This window comes from Corynebacterium coyleae, assembly GCF_030408635.1.
GTDB lineage: Bacteria > Actinomycetota > Actinomycetes > Mycobacteriales > Mycobacteriaceae > Corynebacterium > Corynebacterium coyleae.
The window spans coordinates 321,204-338,366 of record NZ_CP047198.1 but is presented as its reverse complement, the minus strand read 5'-3'; the positions used below and the strand labels follow the sequence as shown (position 1 = coordinate 338,366).

20 protein-coding genes and 1 pseudogene are annotated in these 17,163 nt (G+C 60.0%); 4 read left to right on the top strand and 17 right to left on the bottom strand.

Annotated elements, in window-relative coordinates; all coding sequences use genetic code 11:
- Positions 1 to 640: 640 nt before the first annotated feature.
- A complete protein-coding gene (locus tag CCOY_RS01610) occupies positions 641 to 1,069 on the top strand; it encodes a GmrSD restriction endonuclease domain-containing protein (protein ID WP_244268669.1) in 429 nt (142 codons plus the stop codon).
- On the opposite strand, the gene CCOY_RS01605 is transcribed toward CCOY_RS01610, so the two are convergent.
- From CCOY_RS01605 to CCOY_RS01595, 3 genes are read right to left on the bottom strand one after another with little or no spacing between them, the layout of a single operon-like run.
- Positions 1,066 to 2,679, bottom strand: coding sequence for a recombinase family protein (locus CCOY_RS01605; RefSeq protein ID WP_049157410.1), 1,614 nt, complete (start codon positions 2,677 to 2,679; stop codon positions 1,066 to 1,068). The two genes, CCOY_RS01610 and CCOY_RS01605, sit on opposite strands and share 4 nt — an antisense overlap.
- Positions 2,680 to 4,116 (bottom strand): recombinase family protein, encoded by a 1,437-nt coding sequence (locus CCOY_RS01600; protein WP_092101388.1) that lies wholly within the window; start codon positions 4,114 to 4,116, stop codon positions 2,680 to 2,682.
- Between the two features lie 19 nt (positions 4,117 to 4,135).
- Positions 4,136 to 4,345, bottom strand: a complete 210-nt coding sequence (locus CCOY_RS01595; protein ID WP_244268668.1) for a dihydroorotase — start codon at positions 4,343 to 4,345, stop codon at positions 4,136 to 4,138.
- Between the two features lie 50 nt (positions 4,346 to 4,395).
- Between CCOY_RS01595 and CCOY_RS01590 the strand changes: the two genes are divergently transcribed.
- Positions 4,396 to 4,947: a hypothetical protein gene (locus CCOY_RS01590; RefSeq protein WP_143028449.1), complete on the top strand. Its 552-nt coding sequence runs from the start codon at positions 4,396 to 4,398 to the stop codon at positions 4,945 to 4,947.
- 292 nt (positions 4,948 to 5,239) lie between these two features.
- Here CCOY_RS01590 and CCOY_RS01585 read toward each other — a convergent pair whose 3' ends face one another.
- The 4 genes from CCOY_RS01585 to CCOY_RS01570 form a co-directional block, all read right to left on the bottom strand.
- A complete protein-coding gene (locus tag CCOY_RS01585; RefSeq protein ID WP_244268667.1) occupies positions 5,240 to 5,614 on the bottom strand; it encodes a hypothetical protein in 375 nt (124 codons plus the stop codon).
- A gap of 136 nt (positions 5,615 to 5,750) precedes the next feature.
- Positions 5,751 to 5,915 (bottom strand): hypothetical protein, encoded by a 165-nt coding sequence (locus tag CCOY_RS01580; RefSeq protein WP_167594494.1) that lies wholly within the window; start codon positions 5,913 to 5,915, stop codon positions 5,751 to 5,753.
- 183 nt (positions 5,916 to 6,098) lie between these two features.
- Positions 6,099 to 6,959, bottom strand: coding sequence for an alpha/beta fold hydrolase (locus tag CCOY_RS01575; protein WP_280137910.1), 861 nt, complete (start codon positions 6,957 to 6,959; stop codon positions 6,099 to 6,101).
- 390 nt (positions 6,960 to 7,349) lie between these two features.
- Entirely contained in the window at positions 7,350 to 7,790 is a 441-nt protein-coding gene (locus tag CCOY_RS01570; RefSeq protein WP_100086743.1) for a hypothetical protein, read from the bottom strand.
- 304 nt (positions 7,791 to 8,094) lie between these two features.
- On the opposite strand from CCOY_RS01570, the gene CCOY_RS01565 reads away from it, so the two are divergent.
- A complete protein-coding gene (locus tag CCOY_RS01565) occupies positions 8,095 to 8,988 on the top strand; it encodes a GIY-YIG nuclease family protein (protein WP_290181247.1) in 894 nt (297 codons plus the stop codon).
- A 77-nt stretch (positions 8,989 to 9,065) separates the two neighbouring features.
- On the opposite strand, the gene CCOY_RS01560 is transcribed toward CCOY_RS01565, so the two are convergent.
- From CCOY_RS01560 to CCOY_RS01520, 9 genes and pseudogenes are all read right to left on the bottom strand, one after another.
- Positions 9,066 to 9,872 carry an N-acetylmuramoyl-L-alanine amidase gene (locus tag CCOY_RS01560; RefSeq protein WP_092101380.1) on the bottom strand — a complete coding sequence of 269 codons (807 nt, stop codon included), beginning with the start codon at positions 9,870 to 9,872 and terminating at the stop codon, positions 9,066 to 9,068.
- Positions 9,869 to 10,252 carry a phage holin family protein gene (locus CCOY_RS01555; RefSeq protein ID WP_425284124.1) on the bottom strand — a complete coding sequence of 128 codons (384 nt, stop codon included), beginning with the start codon at positions 10,250 to 10,252 and terminating at the stop codon, positions 9,869 to 9,871. The genes CCOY_RS01560 and CCOY_RS01555 overlap by 4 nt, the downstream gene beginning before the upstream one ends.
- Before the next feature lie 175 nt (positions 10,253 to 10,427).
- Positions 10,428 to 10,631, bottom strand: a complete 204-nt coding sequence (locus tag CCOY_RS01550; protein WP_092101378.1) for a hypothetical protein — start codon at positions 10,629 to 10,631, stop codon at positions 10,428 to 10,430.
- Positions 10,632 to 10,636: 5 nt separating this feature from the next.
- Complete coding sequence (locus CCOY_RS01545) at positions 10,637 to 11,068, bottom strand: DUF1617 family protein (RefSeq protein WP_092101376.1); 432 nt, start codon at positions 11,066 to 11,068, stop codon at positions 10,637 to 10,639.
- A 20-nt stretch (positions 11,069 to 11,088) separates the two neighbouring features.
- Positions 11,089 to 14,010, bottom strand: a complete 2,922-nt coding sequence (locus CCOY_RS01540) for a phage tail spike protein (RefSeq protein ID WP_092101374.1) — start codon at positions 14,008 to 14,010, stop codon at positions 11,089 to 11,091.
- 82 nt (positions 14,011 to 14,092) lie between these two features.
- Positions 14,093 to 14,779 (bottom strand): hypothetical protein, encoded by a 687-nt coding sequence (locus tag CCOY_RS01535; protein ID WP_092101372.1) that lies wholly within the window; start codon positions 14,777 to 14,779, stop codon positions 14,093 to 14,095.
- Positions 14,779 to 14,901, bottom strand: a complete 123-nt coding sequence (locus tag CCOY_RS01530; RefSeq protein WP_280137895.1) for a hypothetical protein — start codon at positions 14,899 to 14,901, stop codon at positions 14,779 to 14,781. Before CCOY_RS01530 ends, CCOY_RS01535 begins: the two co-directional genes overlap by 1 nt.
- A 171-nt stretch (positions 14,902 to 15,072) precedes the next feature.
- Positions 15,073 to 15,987: pseudogene (locus tag CCOY_RS01525) on the bottom strand (IS3 family transposase); the annotation flags it as partial.
- Positions 15,981 to 16,235 carry a transposase gene (locus CCOY_RS01520; protein WP_244268753.1) on the bottom strand — a complete coding sequence of 85 codons (255 nt, stop codon included), beginning with the start codon at positions 16,233 to 16,235 and terminating at the stop codon, positions 15,981 to 15,983. The gene CCOY_RS01520 and the pseudogene CCOY_RS01525, both read right to left, overlap by 7 nt.
- 216 nt (positions 16,236 to 16,451) lie before the next feature.
- On the opposite strand from CCOY_RS01520, the gene CCOY_RS01515 reads away from it, so the two are divergent.
- The gene (locus CCOY_RS01515) at positions 16,452 to 16,667 is read left to right on the top strand and encodes a DUF4411 family protein (protein ID WP_082661262.1); all 216 of its coding nucleotides are present in this window, start codon (positions 16,452 to 16,454) and stop codon (positions 16,665 to 16,667) included.
- Positions 16,668 to 16,818: 151 nt separating this feature from the next.
- Here the strand turns inward: CCOY_RS01515 and CCOY_RS01510 are convergent, their stop codons facing one another.
- On the bottom strand, positions 16,819 to 17,157 hold the full coding sequence (locus tag CCOY_RS01510) for a cupin domain-containing protein (RefSeq protein ID WP_092101370.1): 339 nt from the start codon (positions 17,155 to 17,157) through the stop codon (positions 16,819 to 16,821).
- Positions 17,158 to 17,163: the final 6 nt, after the last annotated feature.

Sequence of the window (17,163 nt, the reverse complement as noted above, 5' to 3'; positions counted from 1 at the left end):
CGAGACCGCACCTGAGAGTTCGGCCTCGCCTGCCACGAGATCACCCCCCGACCACCTCAGCTCCTTCCATCAGCGCAAAGCTCAGCGTTGACAGCACGGATAAGCCCCTGACATCTGCCGCGTGCGCCACGATCGACGGGGAATCAACGATGTCATTCGAAACACCGGATCAGCCGCAGTCGTTGCTCACCGTCAAGGTTGCCGATGGCGCCGTCAAGGATGTGATATGGCAAGCCGGCAACACCCTGCACTCCTGGGGAGGCGACTACTTTGGACGTGACCCGCTCGTGAGTGTTGACGCAGACCGCTGGCGGATCGAGGCCTCCGTGCGTGAAATCAGCGGCGACGGTGCGGCCGAACTCAAGGCTATGGAAATCCAAGCGGAGATCGACTGCACGTCTGACGAGAGCCATCATCGCGACGACCCGTATCAGTCGGTAGCCAACGGCCAGTACGCACCGAGCCCTGAGCGCAAAGCTCAGCTCGAGCCACTCGATGCTCTATTCGCCAAGACTCAAAGCGAGGTGATAATCGACGGGCAGGCAGCGACCGTCACGAAAACGTCATGTGACCCCAGCTTCGTCGCTAAAACCAATGTGAGGGCCGATCTTGAGATCGGCGGAGAATCAGCATCCCTATCGTGGGACTTCACCGATCCCGCCGTGCCAAAAGCCGTGGAGTTGCGTCTAACGGGCAACCAGCTTGGCTGGCAGCACGAAAAAACGTCCTACCCGCACACCGGGTCGAGGGCAAAGCCCACGCACTGCGCGGCACGGTCTATTCCGATGACCTGTCCAAAACCAGCACCATCGAGCCCGTCATTTTCTGCGAAGCAAAATTATGGACACATCGTCTTGGGAACCTACTGCTGCTCAATCGCCGGAAAAACTCCAGTGCTTGCAATTATGACTTCGATGTTAAGAAGGAGAGGTACTTCAAGTCGGGGAAAGGCGTGGCGGTGTTCGCACTCACCACGCAGGTACTTGGAGAACCGGTGTGGACTCCGAGTGTTATCGAGCGACGTCAGAAAGAGCTTTTGGAGATCTTGATTAAGGAGTGGCAACTCTAATCACACCCTGGCGCCTGCCCAATGTCCGCCTTGATGGCTACTACTTGGGTGCTGCCGTCGCGGAAGTGGAAAGTCACCGTACCGTCGATGTTAACGGTGCCTTTGTCGAGCAAAGCTACGCAGAGGTATGGGTTGAAGGCCAACTGTTCAAGTTCAAGGTTGGCGGTCTCTTGCCTGTAGTAGTGGTAGGCGGCTAGTCGGTTGTGCTTGTTGTGGATTTCGTCGACCACGGCAGCGTGCTCAGCTAACAGCGCCTGGTGCTGTTCGTGGCTAGCGTTGAACGCCTTCTCGTAAACCTGTTGGTCTTGCGCGACGCGTGCGTTGTGGGTGATTAGTGATTCGAGCTTTTTCGCTACCTGGTCGATCTGGGCGATCAGTCCGGCTGCTTCGACTTCGAGGTCGCTGGTGTCGAGCGCGTCGAGTACGGCGTGGTTGACGGTGTCATCGGCAGGTGAGCCGAAGCGGAGGCGGATAGCCTCGAGGAACATGTACTTGAGTCGTTGATCGCTGATGTGCCCGGTGGCGCATTTTTCCTGGCCTGCGTATTTGTGGCCGCACCGCCAGATGACCTTTTCGTACTTACTGCCCGCGTGCCAGGTTTTCGAGCCGAAGAAGTGCCCGCACTGGCTGCACTCCAAGGTCGATGAGAAGGGCCTGGTGCGATGCTGGGTTCGCTGATCTCTAGCCCCTTTAGCTATTTCGGCTTGGACGAAGTCCCACACTGCCGGGCTGATGATCGCCTCATGGCTGGCGGTGACGTAGTACTGGGGTACTTCGCCTTGGTTGATGACTTGACGTTTCGTCAGGTAGTCAGCGACGTACGACTTCTGCAGGAGAGCGTCACCCTTGTATTTCTCGTTGGTGAGAATCGCTCGTATGGATCGGTAATACCAGGTCTTGTTGCCTGCGGCGGTGAAGGTCTCTGGTTCGTCGGTGAGGGTGCGGGCGATCGTTCCGATGGACATGCCACCTAAGTACATGTTGTAGATCCGGCGCACGAGTTTGGCTTGCTCGGGGTTGATGACGAGGCTGCCGTCTTCGCCTTTGTCGTATCCGAGGAACCGAGAATATGGGACGGTGACCTTGCCGTCGGCGAAGCGTTTGCGGTGCCCCCAGGTGACGTTTTCGGAGATGGAGCGGGCTTCTTCTTGCGCCAGCGAGCTCATGATGGTGATGAGGAGCTCGCCTTTTGCGTCGAAGGTCCAGATGCCTTCTTTCTCGAAGAAGACCTCCACGCCTTTGTCTTTGAGGGCTCGAACGGTGGTGAGCGAGTCGACGGTGTTGCGGGCGAACCGGGACACACTCTTGGTGATGATCAGGTCGATCTTGCCGTCGAGCGCGTCGATCACCATCTGCTGGAACCCAGCGCGGTGTTTGGTTGAGGTGCCTGTGATGCCTTCATCGGTATAGACCTTCACGAACTGCCAGCCCGCGTGATCGCTAATGTAGCGGGTGTAGTAGTCGACCTGGGCTTCGTAGGACGTCACCTGATCGTCGTGGTCGGTGGACACGCGGGCATACCCGGCGACCCTGCGCAGGGTTGTCTGTCCAAGTGGAGCACCAGTGTGGAGCGCTCGGGTGGCGGGGATTGCTGTGACGGTGCGGGCCATTTAGCGTTCGCCTCGCTCGGCGCGCAGGCGCTCAGCCTCTGCCTTGGCCACGGCCCGGTACTTCACCAATGCTTCTGGTGGTGTTGGTGCTTGCCGTGGGTTGTCCAACCCGAGCCTTTTGGCTTCGGCCCAGCGGGCACGCACGAGTTCGCCCCAGGCGGCTTTTCTTGCTGGGGTCCACGAGCTCTTCTTCAGGTTTGGTCGCCACGTGTGCGAGCTGCTGGTGCCATCGGTGTAATGAAACGTGTAATGGTCTTTTCCCTGCACTTCGATGTGGTCGATACGCTCGTTGAACACCTCTTGGTCGAAGGTATCGATACCCAGGACTCGCGCGATGAAGCCTTTGAGTGCCGTGTCAGAGATCTCGCAGGTGTCGCATCCGGTTTTGCGGCCTTTCTTGCGTTCGGTGCAGATCCAGTGCTCGGTGGAGATCGAGTTTTGGGTTTTCGGATTGCGTACGTTGCGCACAAACGAGCAATCGCAGGACACGCATTTGATCTTCGACGTCAACGCCACAGTTTCGATGGACCAATTCGCGCGGGCACCGAGCTCGCGACGTCGAGCGATCTCGGTTTGTACAGCGGTGAAGGTGTCGCGGTCGATGATCGCGGGGATCGCGTTTTCCACCAGGTATTGCGGCAACTGGCCGGTGTTGCGTACTGCTCGTCCAGGCCTGCCTTCCGGAGTCGACCAACGGCCCAACAGGAGGTCGCCGGTGTAGTGCGGGTTCTTCAGGATGTGACGGACCCATTCGCCGGGCATCTTGTTATCAGCCAGGTGCGGAACCCTACCGTCAGCGATGAGCTGCGCGGCCATCTTTTCGCACGAGGTCTTCTTCATGTACTGGGCGAAGATCCAACGCACCACGGCTGCTTCTTCTTCGATGATCTGCACGTCGGTGCCGTCAGCGGAGTCGGTATAACCGTACAAGTGGAAGCCGTTCGCTTTGCCTTCTTCGAAGCCTTTCCAAATGCGCCACTTCACGTTTTGGCTGATTTGCTCTGATTCTGCCTGCGCGAAAGAGGCCAGCAGGGTGAGCATGAGTTCTCCGTCAGCGCTGGTTGAGGAGATGTTCTCTTTTTCGAAGCGCACCTCCACCCCGAGGTCTTTGAGTTCGCGAACGGTTTCGAGCAGGTCGACGGTGTTGCGAGCGAAGCGCGAGATCGACTTGGTGAGGATCAGGTCGATTGCCCCTTTCCGGGCGAGGGTCAGCAGTTCTTGGAACTGGGGGCGATGCGTGGTGGTTCCAGAGATTCCAGAATCGGCGAACACTCCGGCGAACGTCCAGCCAGGAGTGTCGTGAATGAGTTGCTGGTAGTAGGAAACTTGGGTGGACAAACTCAGCGGTGTGCGCTCGGTTTCCATGCTGATGCGGGCATACGCTGCCACTTTCACAAGCGGAGAAGTGCTGATCGGTGGCGGGGTGATTTGCTCCATTCTCTTCAAGGTATTTCTCCTAGTCAGACAGGGTTTCAGGTTGTATCCATACATCACTCAAACCCTCGAGATAGTCAACGAAACAGGCTCTTTGTAGGGCGGCCAGCGGCGCATCGGGGGCGTCGAGGCGCTGGCAGACGGTGATGGCTTCGCGTGGGGTGAGGATGCCGCGTTCGAGAAGCTTCTTGACCTGCGTGAGCTGGTGATGAGCCGTCAGCTCGGCTGCCATGTTCATCGTTTACCGCCACGTGTGTTGAAGCGGTGCTGGATGTAGCACGGGTGGCAGCAGTACTTGCGTTTCACCTGGCTCGTGCGAGTAACAGTGACCTGTCGGTGGCAGTTCGCGCAGACCAGTTCTTCGGTGACCACGGTTCGGTGGGTGGCCCACCAGGCTCGTCGACAGGCAGTGGAGCAGAACTTCGATCCTTGCCGGAGCTCGATTGGCTTGCAGCAGTGCAAGCACCACACTCCAACTGGGTCCGTGACCTGCTCAACGGCAGGATCGACGGTGATGCCGTGTCGCAGACAATAGGTCTTGACACTGTTGGCGGTGAGATCCAGGTGCGCGGCGATACGAGAGTAGGCAACTCCTGCAGCGCGCATCATCTGGATGTGATGGCGATCAGTCTGGTTCAGAGCCATGAGCAGGCCCTCCTGGCAACGAGGCGAAAGGTGGTCGCCTATACGCCGGTTGCACCAGACGAAACCGGACAGCAGAAACAATGCTCCCTGCCGCGTTCGCACCCGTGGCTGGGTTTGCGCCTCTATTCGGATAAGGCGGCTATTCTTTGCTCAATTCACAATGTGGAGCGATCGACGTGTGAACCGTGACAGAGCAAGGGCGGGTGAGGATGACTGACGACGACGGTGAACTCCCGGTGTTTGTCGACGACCAGTCGTACTGAACCTGTTCAGAATGCGGCTCAGATTGTGTCCCTGACCCGTTTATTGCGGGCGAAGGTGAAGGCATCCGTATCGCGTTCATCTGCCCGAGCTGTGGAGTGCAGTCCGTCATCGACCCGTTCGAAGACACGCGGTAAACACCAGCTGCGCAAACGCAGAAAAGGCCCCGCCACCACCTCGATGAAGGTGATGACGGGGCCAAGGGTTGATTTCGCGTGGGTTAGCTGATGCCGAGCTTGTCGTTGACGCGTTTTTGCACGGCCGCGTAGTTGGCTCCGAGGCGACGCTTGCGTTCCTCACCGTTGCCATAGTCTCCACGGATCACCGCATCAGCCAGGGCATCGATGTTGACGGAGGGCTTGGCGGGGCTACCACCGGTGAGCTTTTCGTTGACGCGCTTTTGCACGGCAGTGTAGTTGGCTCCGAGTCGGCGCTTGCGCTCGTCCCCGTTGCCGTACTCGCCTCGGATCACCGCATCAGCCAGAGCGTCGATGTTGACGGAGGGCTTGGGTGCGGGCGGTGTGGGCTTTGCCGGTGGTGTCGGGGCGGGCTTGGTGCCGCTCATGCGGTCGTACCAGTACTGGGCGCGTGCCATGTAGGCCGCATGCTGGGAGCCTGCGAGCGAGGCCGGGCATTCGGTGGAAGCGATACAATGAGTGGAACCATGACGACGGCGTACATTGCCCAACGGCGATTCTGGTTGAAAGGAATCTTCGCGTCGTTACGGAACACTACGGTGTAAAGTACGGTGGCCGTCGCCAACCCGAGCAGGATCCAGAAAAATGTTCCAGGAACCCAGGGTCGGAGTACCCCACGCCCTTGACGTTTTTGACGTAGGCCTTCCCTGCACCCATCACCGCGGTGTATAGCACGGCAAGCCAAATTGCCTTCTTCATTAGCTCTCCTTGAGTGGGCCAGGCCCGTTAGATTAGATGTTTCCTCGGGGCATTGGCCCCGGGATATCTGGTGGCTGAACGATAGCGGAGGATACCAGTGTGGCGTCCACCGTGGCCACGATGTGACGATGAGGGACGCCGGCTCGTGCTTCCTGTAATAGACGTGCCAAGGTTGCGATGAGCTCAACGGTTGAGGTCTGCTGCGAAGTGGTCCCGATCAAAGAGAGCGAGAGCCGCGCGAGCGACCACCTCCGGCTCCGTAATCGGGATGGCGTGACCAGAATCACGTGCCACGATGAGCTGGGCACTTGCTGTCCGAGCGGCAGATAAGTGGTGGGCCTCGCGGATTGCCGCACGCATCTTTTCGCTCTCGCCGACCATCGCTTGGGCGCCACTGATCACGGTCACGGGAGAGCCGTAGTGCTGATCGTCGGTTGCTAGCTGCGCGAGACCAGTACGCAACGATCGCAATTCGGCAGCGGCCTCACGTGCTGCTGAAACGGTCGTAGAGTCCTGAAGCACTCGTGTCATCACGTCCGGCGGCAGCCCTCGGAGAATGGGGGTGTACATCGCAGAAAGCAACCGCAGCCGAGCAAGCGACACTAGACTCAGGCGCTGCAGGGCCAAGGACAGCGGGCGGAACTTATCCAAGAGGTGTTCATCGCTTGGATCGACGAGCACAAGTCCTGCGACGCGCTCGATGCGGCCCGCCGACATGCCCTGTGCAGTACGTACGATGGGACCGCCCCAGCTATGTCCGACGAGGACGACAGACTCGTAAGATTGAGCTTTAACGACACACGCTAGGTCGTTAGCGAGTCGTTGCAGTTTCCGCGTAGCTGGATCCGGATCGCTGTCGCCGATGCCCGCTCGGTTATAGGCGACCACGCGGCAGTGGGGCGCAAGGTGGCGCATGACCGGAATCCAGTAGTGTGCGCTCATCCCCAGGCCAGCCTCACACACGACCAAACGCGGCCCCTCGCCGAGGCTGATCGATGCTAAGCGTCTACCGTCAGGAGTCACGACCACATCACGGGTGGGCATCGGCTGCATAGGTGTGCCTTTCTCGCGGTGACCGGTGTGGGCTCGAAGGGCGTGATCATACCAACGCCGCTCACACAGACAAAGATAGGCTACCCTAATTCATCCTGACCGAGGAAGCCGTGAAAGCAGGATTGACCGTAGAAGGATCTGACCCCCGTGGGGTAGACACCTGATATTCAACCCTGTCGGGTTGGGAAGAAAGGTAATCTACCGCCATGCCTAGGTACTCCGAAGAGTTCAAACGTAATGCCTTGGCTCTCTACGAAGATAACGAGGCCCTTTCTCTAAAGGCCCCGTCTGCCGAACTCGGAATCAACCTGAAGTGCCCCGAGTTTTGTTCCTCCTTGGTCACGTCCATACACGCTCTAAAACCGTTATTTATCCAGTCGATCAGGCCGACTGCTTCACGGTGTACACCGGCTGGCAAAGGTCGATGAGAGCGGCCTCGAGTCGAGCTTTCTCATCGGCGTCCATGTGGCCGTTCTCACCTAGCGCGTGAAGGCGGGCACGGTCGATGAGGAAGCCGAGTTCGCGGGCGAATGCCGTGGTGTCAGCCATCTTGTCGGGCTTGTCCAGAAGCGGGTGGGCGATCACCTGCGCCCTCCGCGAGTCCCGAACCGAGTGCGCGCATAGCAGGCGTGCGAGCAGTACTTCTGGCTTTGCTTGATCCGAGAGAACGCGTTTCCACAGCCCAGACAGGTTGCCTGGCGCTGACCGCGTTCGTTCTGCTTGTGTTGCCAGGAAGCCCACCGGCACGTCGGCGTGCAGAATCTGGCCCGCCCGGTTCTTCCCTCTAGAGCCCTGCCGCACCAGGCGCACACACGCTTGCACTCCGGTGAGCCTTGAGTGAGCTCGTAACGAAGACAACACGAGCGCACCTGATCGCGGGTCAATCCGCAGAAGGCAGCAATGGACTTATATCCCCAGCCTGCGGCCCTCAGGTTCGTGATCCGCCGGATTGTCAGTGGAGTCATTGAACACACCGTCCTTTCACTCCACTGCCGACGAGTGCGGATGTGTTTAGTCCATGGACGCTTTTCGAGAAACGACCCGCGAGAATCTGGCAGCGAATAGTCTTGAGGTGTATTCGTAGGTGTTGGTGACAAGGAGGTGGCTCGTGGTGGCACCAAGGACTGTGCAGCTGTTCTTGATGGACGGCTCACCTAACGGGCGAATCAAATGCTCGTTGGATAACTGGGTGGGCAAGGTTTACCTGATCCCCCGCACGGAGATCACCCGATCAAAGGATCGCCCCGAGCTTGCACAGACCGGCATCTACTTGCTGTTCGGCACTGACACCGAAACCGGCGAGGAGCTGCTCTACGTTGGGCAGGCTCGCGAACGCAAGAACGGTAACGGCGTGCTGGCCCGGGTAGCTGAACATCTGGGTGAAGAGAAACTGGACTATTTCACCCACGCAATTTTGATCATCGATTCAGATAACTCCTTCGGCCCCACCGAGATTTCCTATCTGGAAAACGCCTTTTACCAGCAAGCCTTGGCAGCTGACCGGGTCAAGGCTGTCAACAGCAACGACCCGTCCCCGGGCAATGTGACTGAGGAAAAGAAAGCCGCGCTTGATGAGTTCATCTCCACAGCGAAAATCCTCATCGGTTCGCTGGGCTACCGGGTTTTTGATGCCGTCGACGACGCAAAAGCCGCCACACAAACTTCCTCTGAAACAGCGCTCCCGAGCGTGGAACCGTTGCTGTTTCTGAACTCGGCTGGCGCAACTGGTAGCGGGCGGCAGACCACCGACGGATTCGTCATCCTGAAAGGTGCACAACTGCGGGCAGACATGACCCACTCAGCACCAGAATCAGCGCGCAAGAACCGAGAAAAATTCGCCGACCGAATCAGTGACAGCGGCGTGCTGATGCGCGACACCTTGTTTACGTCTCCGTCGGCCGCCTCGGACTTCCTCACTGGCTCATCCACATCAGGCAAGGTCTACTGGAAAACCAGTGATGGCATTACACTGCGTGACCTCGAACAAGCCGAACTGAAAGCCGCTACCACCGGCCTATAGACACGAAAAATGGCCCCGCCACCACCTCGAAGCGAGGCAGCAGCGGGGCCTAGTAGTCAGCGGATCGTTGGTTGGGGTTAGTAGCCGAGTTTCTGATTCACACGTGCTTGGACGGCGGCATAGTTCGCACCAAGGCGGCGTTTACGTTCGTCACCATTGCCATACTCGCCGCGAATCACAGCGTCTGCCAGCGCATCGATGTTGACGGAGGGCTTGGCCGGGGTTTTGCCTGCGAGTTTCTCGTTGACGCGCTTCTGGACGGCCGCATAATTCGCCCCGAGGCGGCGCTTGCGCTCATTGCCGTTGCCGTACTCGCCTCGGATGACCGCGTCGGCGAGGGCGTCGATGTTGGCGGAGGGCTTGGGTGCGAGAGCCTTGCCGGTCATCTGGTCGTACCAGTATTGGGCACGCGCCATATATGCGGCGTGCTGTGTACCTGCGAGTGAGGCTGGGCATTCGGTTGGCGAAAAATGCTTATGGCCGAACACGTTCTTTCCCCACTGGGGTCGGCCGAGGCCGTAGTACTTGCAGACGGCTGCGGTCAGATGCGCGCCTTCCTCCAAGCACTTGGCGGAGATCTGCCACGGGTTGCTTGAGATGTCGGCGTGTTCGATGCCGATGGAGGTGGTGTTGGCGTCCCAGTTGCCTGCGTGCCAGGCGGTGTCGCGGTCCCACACGAGCTGGCCGATCCGGCCGTTGGAGTCGACCTGGTAGTGGGCGGATGCTTGGCGGGTTTGCCACACGTCCCAGATGGATTTGATGGTGAGGTTGCCTGCGTTGTGGTGGATGATGACCTTGTTGATCTTCCGGCCGCTTCGCCCGGCACTGTAGTGCTTGTTCATCAGCCGGTTTTCGTCGGCTTCGAGGGTGGCCCAGTTCTTCATGAGAGGTTCTCCTTTTCTGCTGAGGTGGTGGTTTGGTTGGGGTGGTGTTCGAGGTCGGGTTTGCCTGTTACGTCACGGGTGATCAGGTCCAGGGCGCGGCGGATGTGGGCTGGTACGGGCAGCCCGAGCCGGGTGGCGTTTTCGATCAGGCTGATGCCTTCGTTGGACAGGTAGAACACGACGGTGGCGGTGCGTAGTGCTCCGGGTGTTCCGATGACGTGCACGTCGAGCAGGTGGGCAAGTCCGATCAGGGTGAAGATGAGGATCTTGCGGGAGATGCCCCGGAATCCGATGGCTGAGGAGACGCGGCGTTCGGCGATCGCGGCGAGCACGCCGGTGATGTAGTCGAATACGACGAAGGCGATGAGCGCGTACACCAGGCCGTCGAGGCCTCAGAGGAACGCGCCGATGACAGCCCCGACCCCGGCCAGGCCGGTTTGGATCGTGGCCCAGATAGCTTTGAGCGACATAGAAAGTGGGTTCCTTCCCGTTTGTGGGCACACGACAAAGGCCCGCACCGAAGTGGTGTGGGCCTATTGGCAGTGCAGTTGGGCGTTAGAGTTCCGGGCTGGTGAGGATCTCCAGGATCGGCTCGTACAGGTCGATCGTCCCGGTGTGTTCGGTGGGCGCGGCAGGCGGTTGATCCGTGGCTGGGGTGGCCGAGACAGTGTGGAGGGCTTTCGGGCCGCTGCCGATGACCTCGACGATCCCTTCCTCGTCGTCCTCACCGGTCACGGGTGTGGTGGTTGGGGTGCTCATGGGTGCTACTCACCCCCGGCGAGGGATTCGGTGATGGCGTCGTAGAGCGCGTCGTAGGCAGCTGCCGCGCTGCCAGTGAGTTCCATCTCCGAGGCGTCGAGGAAGCTGAGGACGTCGTGGCCGTGATGCTCGTAGGTGGGGCCTTCGACTTCGACGCGCTGGGCCAGCAGTGCCTGGTGCTGGGCGTGGAACCCGGTGGCGTGATCCGGGTCGGCCAGGGTGAGGGTCCCGTCGTTATCGATGACGGGTTGACCGTCCTCATCACACACGGCGTGGGCGCGCACGAGCTCGTATTCGTCTTCGGCGAAGCTGGCATAGGTCTGTTCGAGAAGCCGGATGAGTTTGCTGCGTGCCCTGGACGCGCCACCTGTCAACGGCATGTCGTCAAGCAGCGCGATCGAGGGGCGGATCTGGTGTGCCGGTAGGAGGAAACGCATAGGTGGTCCTTTCTGTTCGGTTAGCTCAACGTGGTCGACATGGACGACAGCCCGGTGTTGCTGAAGTAATTCCAGGTGATGTTGCCGTTTGCGCCGCTGTTGATGTTTTTCACCCAGCCTTGGTTCAGCAGTGAGATCAGTGAGTTCATCCGCGACATGAGGTCTTTGACTCGGTTGAACACGCTGGTCATGTTGTAGAAGGTGTTGCCGCTGATCACGTACAGGTCGTTGGTGTGGAACACGACCTTGGACCTGCCACTGCTTCCTGCCCAGCCCGGGTAGGTGCCCACCCCGGTGAGGGTGCAGTCTTGCGGGATGATGATCCGGTTGCCTTGGGTGTAGAAGTCGTGCCCGTGAGTGCGTAGCGCGGCACCGAGGTGGATACCCGACTTGCCGTAGAACTTGCCCCTCGGATCCAGGGTCAGCATGGTCGTGTACGTGGTGCTCGTCGACGTCGTTTTGTACGACCAGCTGATGTAGTCGCCGGTGTATTCCAACGAGTTCGAGATACCACGGATGTCCGCTGCACCGGCTTTCGATTGCTGCCCGGTCCATCCGATGAAACGGGAACCGTAGTAGAACCGCATCCCCGACGAGGTGATGTTCCCTTCCAATGTGGCCCCGTTGTACCAGGCGATCTGCGTGGGGCTGATGCGAATGGAGTTCGTCCACCCGGCAAGCCCTACCTGGATGGCGTTGGTTGCGAGTTTGTCCGCTGTGATCGACCGCGCCCCGATACGCGAGGCATTAAGCACGCCGGTGGTGATTTTGCCTGCGTCGAGTGCACCGATCTTCGCCGAGGTGATTGCCGCATCCGCGATCATTCCGGTTTGGATGAAGCCGGTTGCGATCGTGAGCTTGTCGCTGGTGATCGACCCGGCCGCGATCCGCGCCGCAGACAGGGTGCCGGTGGTGATCTTCGAGGCCGACAACGAGCCGATCTTTGCGTCCGTGATCGCTGCGTTAGCGATCATCGCCGTCTTGATGAACCCATCAGCGATCGTGAGCTTGTCACTGGTGATCGATCCGGCCGCGATCCTGGCAGCCGCGAGTGTGCCGGTGGTGATCTTGGCAGCCGACAGGTTGGCGATCTTGGCGTCGGTGATCGCCGCGTTGGCGATCATTGCGGTGGTGATCGTGGCGTTATCGATACTGGTTTGGCCGGTGATGTGTATGCGTTTACCGTCAATCAAGATGATTTCGGGTGAGATGTTGATCTGGGAGATGATCTCGCTTGAGCGCACGCGCAGGTTCAGGTCGCTGGCCATCATTGAAAGTGACGAGGCGAGGCTGTTATCCGCGTTCGTCAGCTCAGTGAACCGGGCCTCGCTGCTGGTTTGAACCTGCCGTGCCGTCTCGTAGGCCGTATCGGCACGGTGTTGTGCTTGGGAGACTGAGCTCTCAAGCCCGGCTACCTTCATGCCAGCCTCTCCGGCTACCGCCTCAGCTTCCCGTGCTGTGGCTTCGGCCTGGCTGGCTGCCTCGCGTGCCTGACTGATCTCGGCTTCGGCTTCGGTGAGACGAGCAGCGACAGCGGCAGCGGCAGCTTGGGCATCGTCAGCAGCGGTTTTCGCAGCCTCGACCTCGGCGCGGGCCTCGGCAAGCTCAGCGCTGACCTGAGCATGGTTGAGATCGGTGGCAAGGGCAACCCAGCCGGGCTCGCCGGTGTCGGTGATTTGGTAGATCCAGATCTCGATGCTCTCGCCATTGTCCCTAAACCACGTGTCCCCGAGGCGGGCTGCAGCGGGCTGTTTCGGCCCGTAATGGTTGGTGGATTTCCCGTCCGCTGATGCCAGCGCCACGCCAGCGAGATCAGCGGCCATCTGGGCGGCCGTCTGCGCGGTGGTGATCTGGCGGGTGATCTGGGTGAACTTCCCTGCAACCGACCCGAGCTCCACCGAAATATATGTCTGTCGGAGCGGGTCGTACTCGTAGCCGACAACCCGCGCTGACAGGGACACGCCCAGGTCGGCGTGCTGTACCGTCACCGTGTCTCCCAGCAGGACGGTCTCCAGCTCGGCGAGGTCGGCGTACTCGCTCGTGGAGGCAAGGTCGACGAAGGAGACGGTGTAGCTCGCGGCAGGGGTATCAACGTGGTTGGTGGCGTACTCGGCCTTGGCGGCTTGACGCAGAAGGGCGTGTGCTTGCGGCAGAGGTACTTCGTCCTCGCGGGGGTTATCTGCGTCGGCGATCGCTTTGATGTCCGGGTAGCGCATCACCTTGATATGCGGGATCGCGTAGGCATTCAGGTGTGGCGAGTCGACGTAGAGCTCGGGCAGGGTGATCCCATCAAACCCGACCGGCACGATCCGGGTGACCACGCTCGTCAGATCGATGGTCGAGGTGTAGCCGGTGAGGTTCTTGCGATCCCGGATCACGACCCCACGATCCGCGCCGCGTGTGGCGGCGTGGTGGATGTGCCAGTTATCGCGCGTGAGCTCTCCGGCCCACCGGGAGGCGAACGTGTTATCCGAGGCCTGGTCCATGATCGCGGCGGCGAGATTCATCCGCACCACGCGCGCAGAGGCCCTGGTGGCCGTATCGGAGCTGGTCGCGGTGAACCGGTGCGGCGTGCTCGCAGACCTAAGGAGCTGGTCGAGGGCTGCCTTGGGGGTTTTGTTGACCACGAAGGTGTCGGCGATGAAGTTGCCTGCCAGGTCGTAGAACAGGTGGAAGGCCGTGATCTCGAGTAGCCCATCCAGGGTTGTGGTGACCTCGTGGATGCGAAACCCTTGCCGGATGGTGGTGCCGGGCACCGGTGCTGCGATGATCGCCTCGACTGCGAGCTGTGATGCCAGTGGCCCGTCTGCTGGGTAGGTGACGGTCAGCTGGTAGGCTCCGCCGAGCTCCTCCATAACCCGGGCGTCGAGGAGTTCCGGGTCGAGGACACCCTCGCCGGTGGCGGTGAACGTGGTGGCAGTCGGGGCATGCACGGTGAGCATCGGTGGGGTTCCTTTCACAGACGTTTCGCCCGCAGCCAAAGAAACGGCTACGGGCGCACTTAGAGCAAAGTGATGGGCCAGGTTAGGGGTTTCGCCAGTTCCCGGTGATCTCGACTTTGGAGATGCCACTACCCAAAGTGACCCGGTTGACCCCTGGGGTGAGGATCGGGAACGTGCCAGTGACCGCGTCGGTTTGCACCCGGCCCGCGACGTGCGCGACAAGCCGGGCCGAGTCCAGGGTGATCTGCCCTGCAGGTGACTGGACGCGGTAGGTAGTTCCGTTGATCGTCAGCGTCAACGCCCCGGTGCCCTTGATCGTGATGATCGGTGCCGCATCCACCAGGCCAGGGTTGGTGATCTGCCCGGAGGCGGTGAGCGTGTGGGTGGTCAGCCCCGAGTCGAGGTAGCTAAACGGCTCGCATACAAGGTGTGCCTCGAAGAATCCCCACGAGGACATGTCCGTGCGCAGTGGGCTGATGGAGGCGTGTTTGATCTTGTGGAAGGCCCCGGGCTGGTGGGACAGGTCAATGGTTGTTGCCCGGGTCAGCGCCAGTGTGGCCTTGTGGTAGGCGGCCAGGTCGCCTTTGATGGCGAGCGGCAACGTGATCGTCGTGTCGTGCCAGCCGCCGAGGCGGGTCAGCGTCCCGGACCTGCCTGCCACCTCAATATCGTCTGTGACCCGCTCGGCGACCGGTAGGTCGACCGGGCCGGTGAGCCTGAGGTCCAGCGACGTTGAGGGCACAGTTTTGTCGAGTGTGAAACCGTGCATCAAACGCCTCCTCCTGTGGCGAGCACCGTGTGGTGGGAGTTGATACGTGCCAGCTGGCGGTTGATGCCCGGGGCGAGTTTGCCCACCAGTGTGCCGTCGTTGAGCACGACCTTGATGTCCATGGCCTCCAGCAGTGTCCGGGCGGTCTGGTCGACGATGCCCGCAACCTCTCCTGCGCGCCCTGCCTCCTGGCCGACAGCGCTACTGCTGGTGGTTGCAGGCGGTGGTTGCAGGTGGGTTGGGCTGTGTCAAATTTTGTGGACGGGTAAACCCGTTGTGTTTGGTTGTGGGGGTTAGGCTGCGGCGGCGTGTGTGTCGGCGCAGCGGGTTTTGAATTGGCGCATTGCTTCGGCGGGGATCAGCCCGGTGGTGGAGTGGATGCGGCGGCGGTTGTAGTACGCCTCGATCCAGTGTCCGACTTCGTAGCGGGCGTCGAACTTCGACGCGAACTGCTTCTTTTCGTACAGCAGATGCAGCTTCAACGTGGAAAACATCGACTCCGCAACCGCGTTGTCCCAGCACACACCGACCGCGCCGGTGCTTAAACGCACATCGAGTTTCTTGGCTGTTTGCGCGAACTGCTTCGAGGTGTACTGCGAGCCGCGGTCGGAGTGAAACACCGCGTTGCCCGCGACGAAACCGGCCGCGTGCGCCATGGTCAGCGCGTCGACGACAAGTTGCGCACTCATCCGGTCTGCGATCTGCCACCCGACAACCATCCGTGTGCTCAGATCGATCACGACGGCCAGATACATCCATCCCTGCGCGGTGCGCAGGTAGGTGATGTCGCCGCACAGATAGGTTGTCGGCATCGCGGGGTAGAAACGGCGCCGAAGCAGATCAGCTCGTGCGCTCGCCTGCGGGTCTTGGATCGTGGTGCGTTTAAACGCGCGACGGTACTTGGTGTGCAGCGTGTTGTCAGCCATGATCTTTCGCACCGCATACAGCGTGGTTGCAACGTTTTGGGCCTGAAGCTGCCGGTAGATAGTGCGCGCCCCGGCAAAACCGTTGTGCTCGTTGAAGATCTCGATAACCAGATCGGTAATCGCCGCGCGTTTCGCCCGCGGTGTGCCACCGGCCGGCGGAGTATCTCTACGCTTGCGCCAGGCGTAATAGCCGGAGCTGGATACTTCCAACACACGGCACATCATTGACACTGGGTAGCGGGGGCAGGGGTTGCCTTCTTCGTGGAAGTGGGCAATTACCGCGAAGAGGTCCTCGTGGTGTGCTCCGTGGCGAAGAAGGCGGCCGCTTTTTTTAAAAACTCGTTTTCACGCTCGAGCTCTTTGATCCGCTTTGCCATCTCTGCCGGGTCCTGCGACGCGGCATCAGCAGCGCGCATGTGGCTGCCGGAACCAGTGCCCAAGGTGCCTTCGGCTTTGGCCACCCAGCGTCCCAACGACGAGGACGACACCCCGTACTCCTGGGCCACGGCACCACGAGTCTTGCCGAACATCAACACCTCATCAATGCACTGCTGACGAAACTGATCCGAATACTTACGTGGCATGATTCAATCCTTCCAGATCGGTGGGTTTCACCGTCCACCGGAATCATGACACCCCACCAGCAGATCATCCAGATAGGTTGTCGGGTCGATAGAATGCGGTGCAGCGGTCATCGTTACGTGCCTTTCGGTGAGATGTGGTAGTTGAGTCGAAGATTACTGACGATGGCCGCCCCACTATTTCCGGGGCCCACCATCAGCAAGCGTTACACCACACTAAGGGACGCAACCCATAGCAGAAAGTGTCTTGTAGTTACTTCAGAGCAACCGGCGCCCAACTCGAAGAGGAAGATTAAGATTCCGGATGCCTGTGATGCCATGAACGTGAGTTACTTCGGCCCGTTCGATCTCTATCGGAAACTGGGGCTTCGGTTCCATTAGGAAGTAAGACCTAACGAGATGCTGAGCACTTAGATGGGAATATAAGTTTTTCTCACGACTAGTAGGTTCTGAACCTACTAGTCGTGAGAAAACCGCGTGAATAGGTTTAGGGACGGGCGCGAGAGACTGTGCCCCCGAACTGCCATCCGCTCTACTTGAGCATGTAGAGCACCATTTTTGCCCTGGTCAGGGCTTTTACCGCGTGGGGGAGTCTCGTCGTGAAGTGAACCAGGCCTCCTGGCTTCAATATGACGGTCTTGCCGTCGCCGGTGATTTCTAGTTCGCCTTCTAGGGCTTGCACTATTACGGGCATGGCCGCGGTGTGTTCCGAGAGCTCCTCGTCCTTGTCGAAAGAGAACAGCACGACGTTAATGCCTTCTGCCTGCATAAGCGTCTTTGAGACGGTGGAATTTTCTGCGTATTCGATGCGGTCGGCGAGGTTGTCTATGAAGCCGAGCATGGCCGTCGGGAGGGGTTTGGGGTCACTCATTTCTGG

Coding starts and splice junctions, on each gene's coding strand:
- CCOY_RS01605 (WP_049157410.1), bottom strand. CDS start 2,679: ATGGCCCGCACCGTCACAGCAATCCCCGCCACCCGAGCGCTCCACACT.
- CCOY_RS01600 (WP_092101388.1), bottom strand. CDS start 4,116: ATGGAGCAAATCACCCCGCCACCGATCAGCACTTCTCCGCTTGTGAAA.
- CCOY_RS01595 (WP_244268668.1), bottom strand. CDS start 4,345: ATGGCAGCCGAGCTGACGGCTCATCACCAGCTCACGCAGGTCAAGAAG.
- CCOY_RS01585 (WP_244268667.1), bottom strand. CDS start 5,614: ATGGCACGCGCCCAGTACTGGTACGACCGCATGAGCGGCACCAAGCCC.
- CCOY_RS01580 (WP_167594494.1), bottom strand. CDS start 5,915: ATGAAGAAGGCAATTTGGCTTGCCGTGCTATACACCGCGGTGATGGGT.
- CCOY_RS01575 (WP_280137910.1), bottom strand. CDS start 6,959: ATGCCCACCCGTGATGTGGTCGTGACTCCTGACGGTAGACGCTTAGCA.
- CCOY_RS01560 (WP_092101380.1), bottom strand. CDS start 9,872: ATGAAGAACTGGGCCACCCTCGAAGCCGACGAAAACCGGCTGATGAAC.
- CCOY_RS01550 (WP_092101378.1), bottom strand. CDS start 10,631: ATGAGCACCCCAACCACCACACCCGTGACCGGTGAGGACGACGAGGAA.
- CCOY_RS01545 (WP_092101376.1), bottom strand. CDS start 11,068: ATGCGTTTCCTCCTACCGGCACACCAGATCCGCCCCTCGATCGCGCTG.
- CCOY_RS01540 (WP_092101374.1), bottom strand. CDS start 14,010: ATGCTCACCGTGCATGCCCCGACTGCCACCACGTTCACCGCCACCGGC.
- CCOY_RS01535 (WP_092101372.1), bottom strand. CDS start 14,779: ATGCACGGTTTCACACTCGACAAAACTGTGCCCTCAACGTCGCTGGAC.
- CCOY_RS01530 (WP_280137895.1), bottom strand. CDS start 14,901: ATGGACATCAAGGTCGTGCTCAACGACGGCACACTGGTGGGCAAACTC.
- CCOY_RS01520 (WP_244268753.1), bottom strand. CDS start 16,235: ATGTTCGGCAAGACTCGTGGTGCCGTGGCCCAGGAGTACGGGGTGTCG.
- CCOY_RS01515 (WP_082661262.1), top strand. CDS start 16,452: ATGGCCGCCCCACTATTTCCGGGGCCCACCATCAGCAAGCGTTACACC.
- CCOY_RS01510 (WP_092101370.1), bottom strand. CDS start 17,157: ATGAGTGACCCCAAACCCCTCCCGACGGCCATGCTCGGCTTCATAGAC.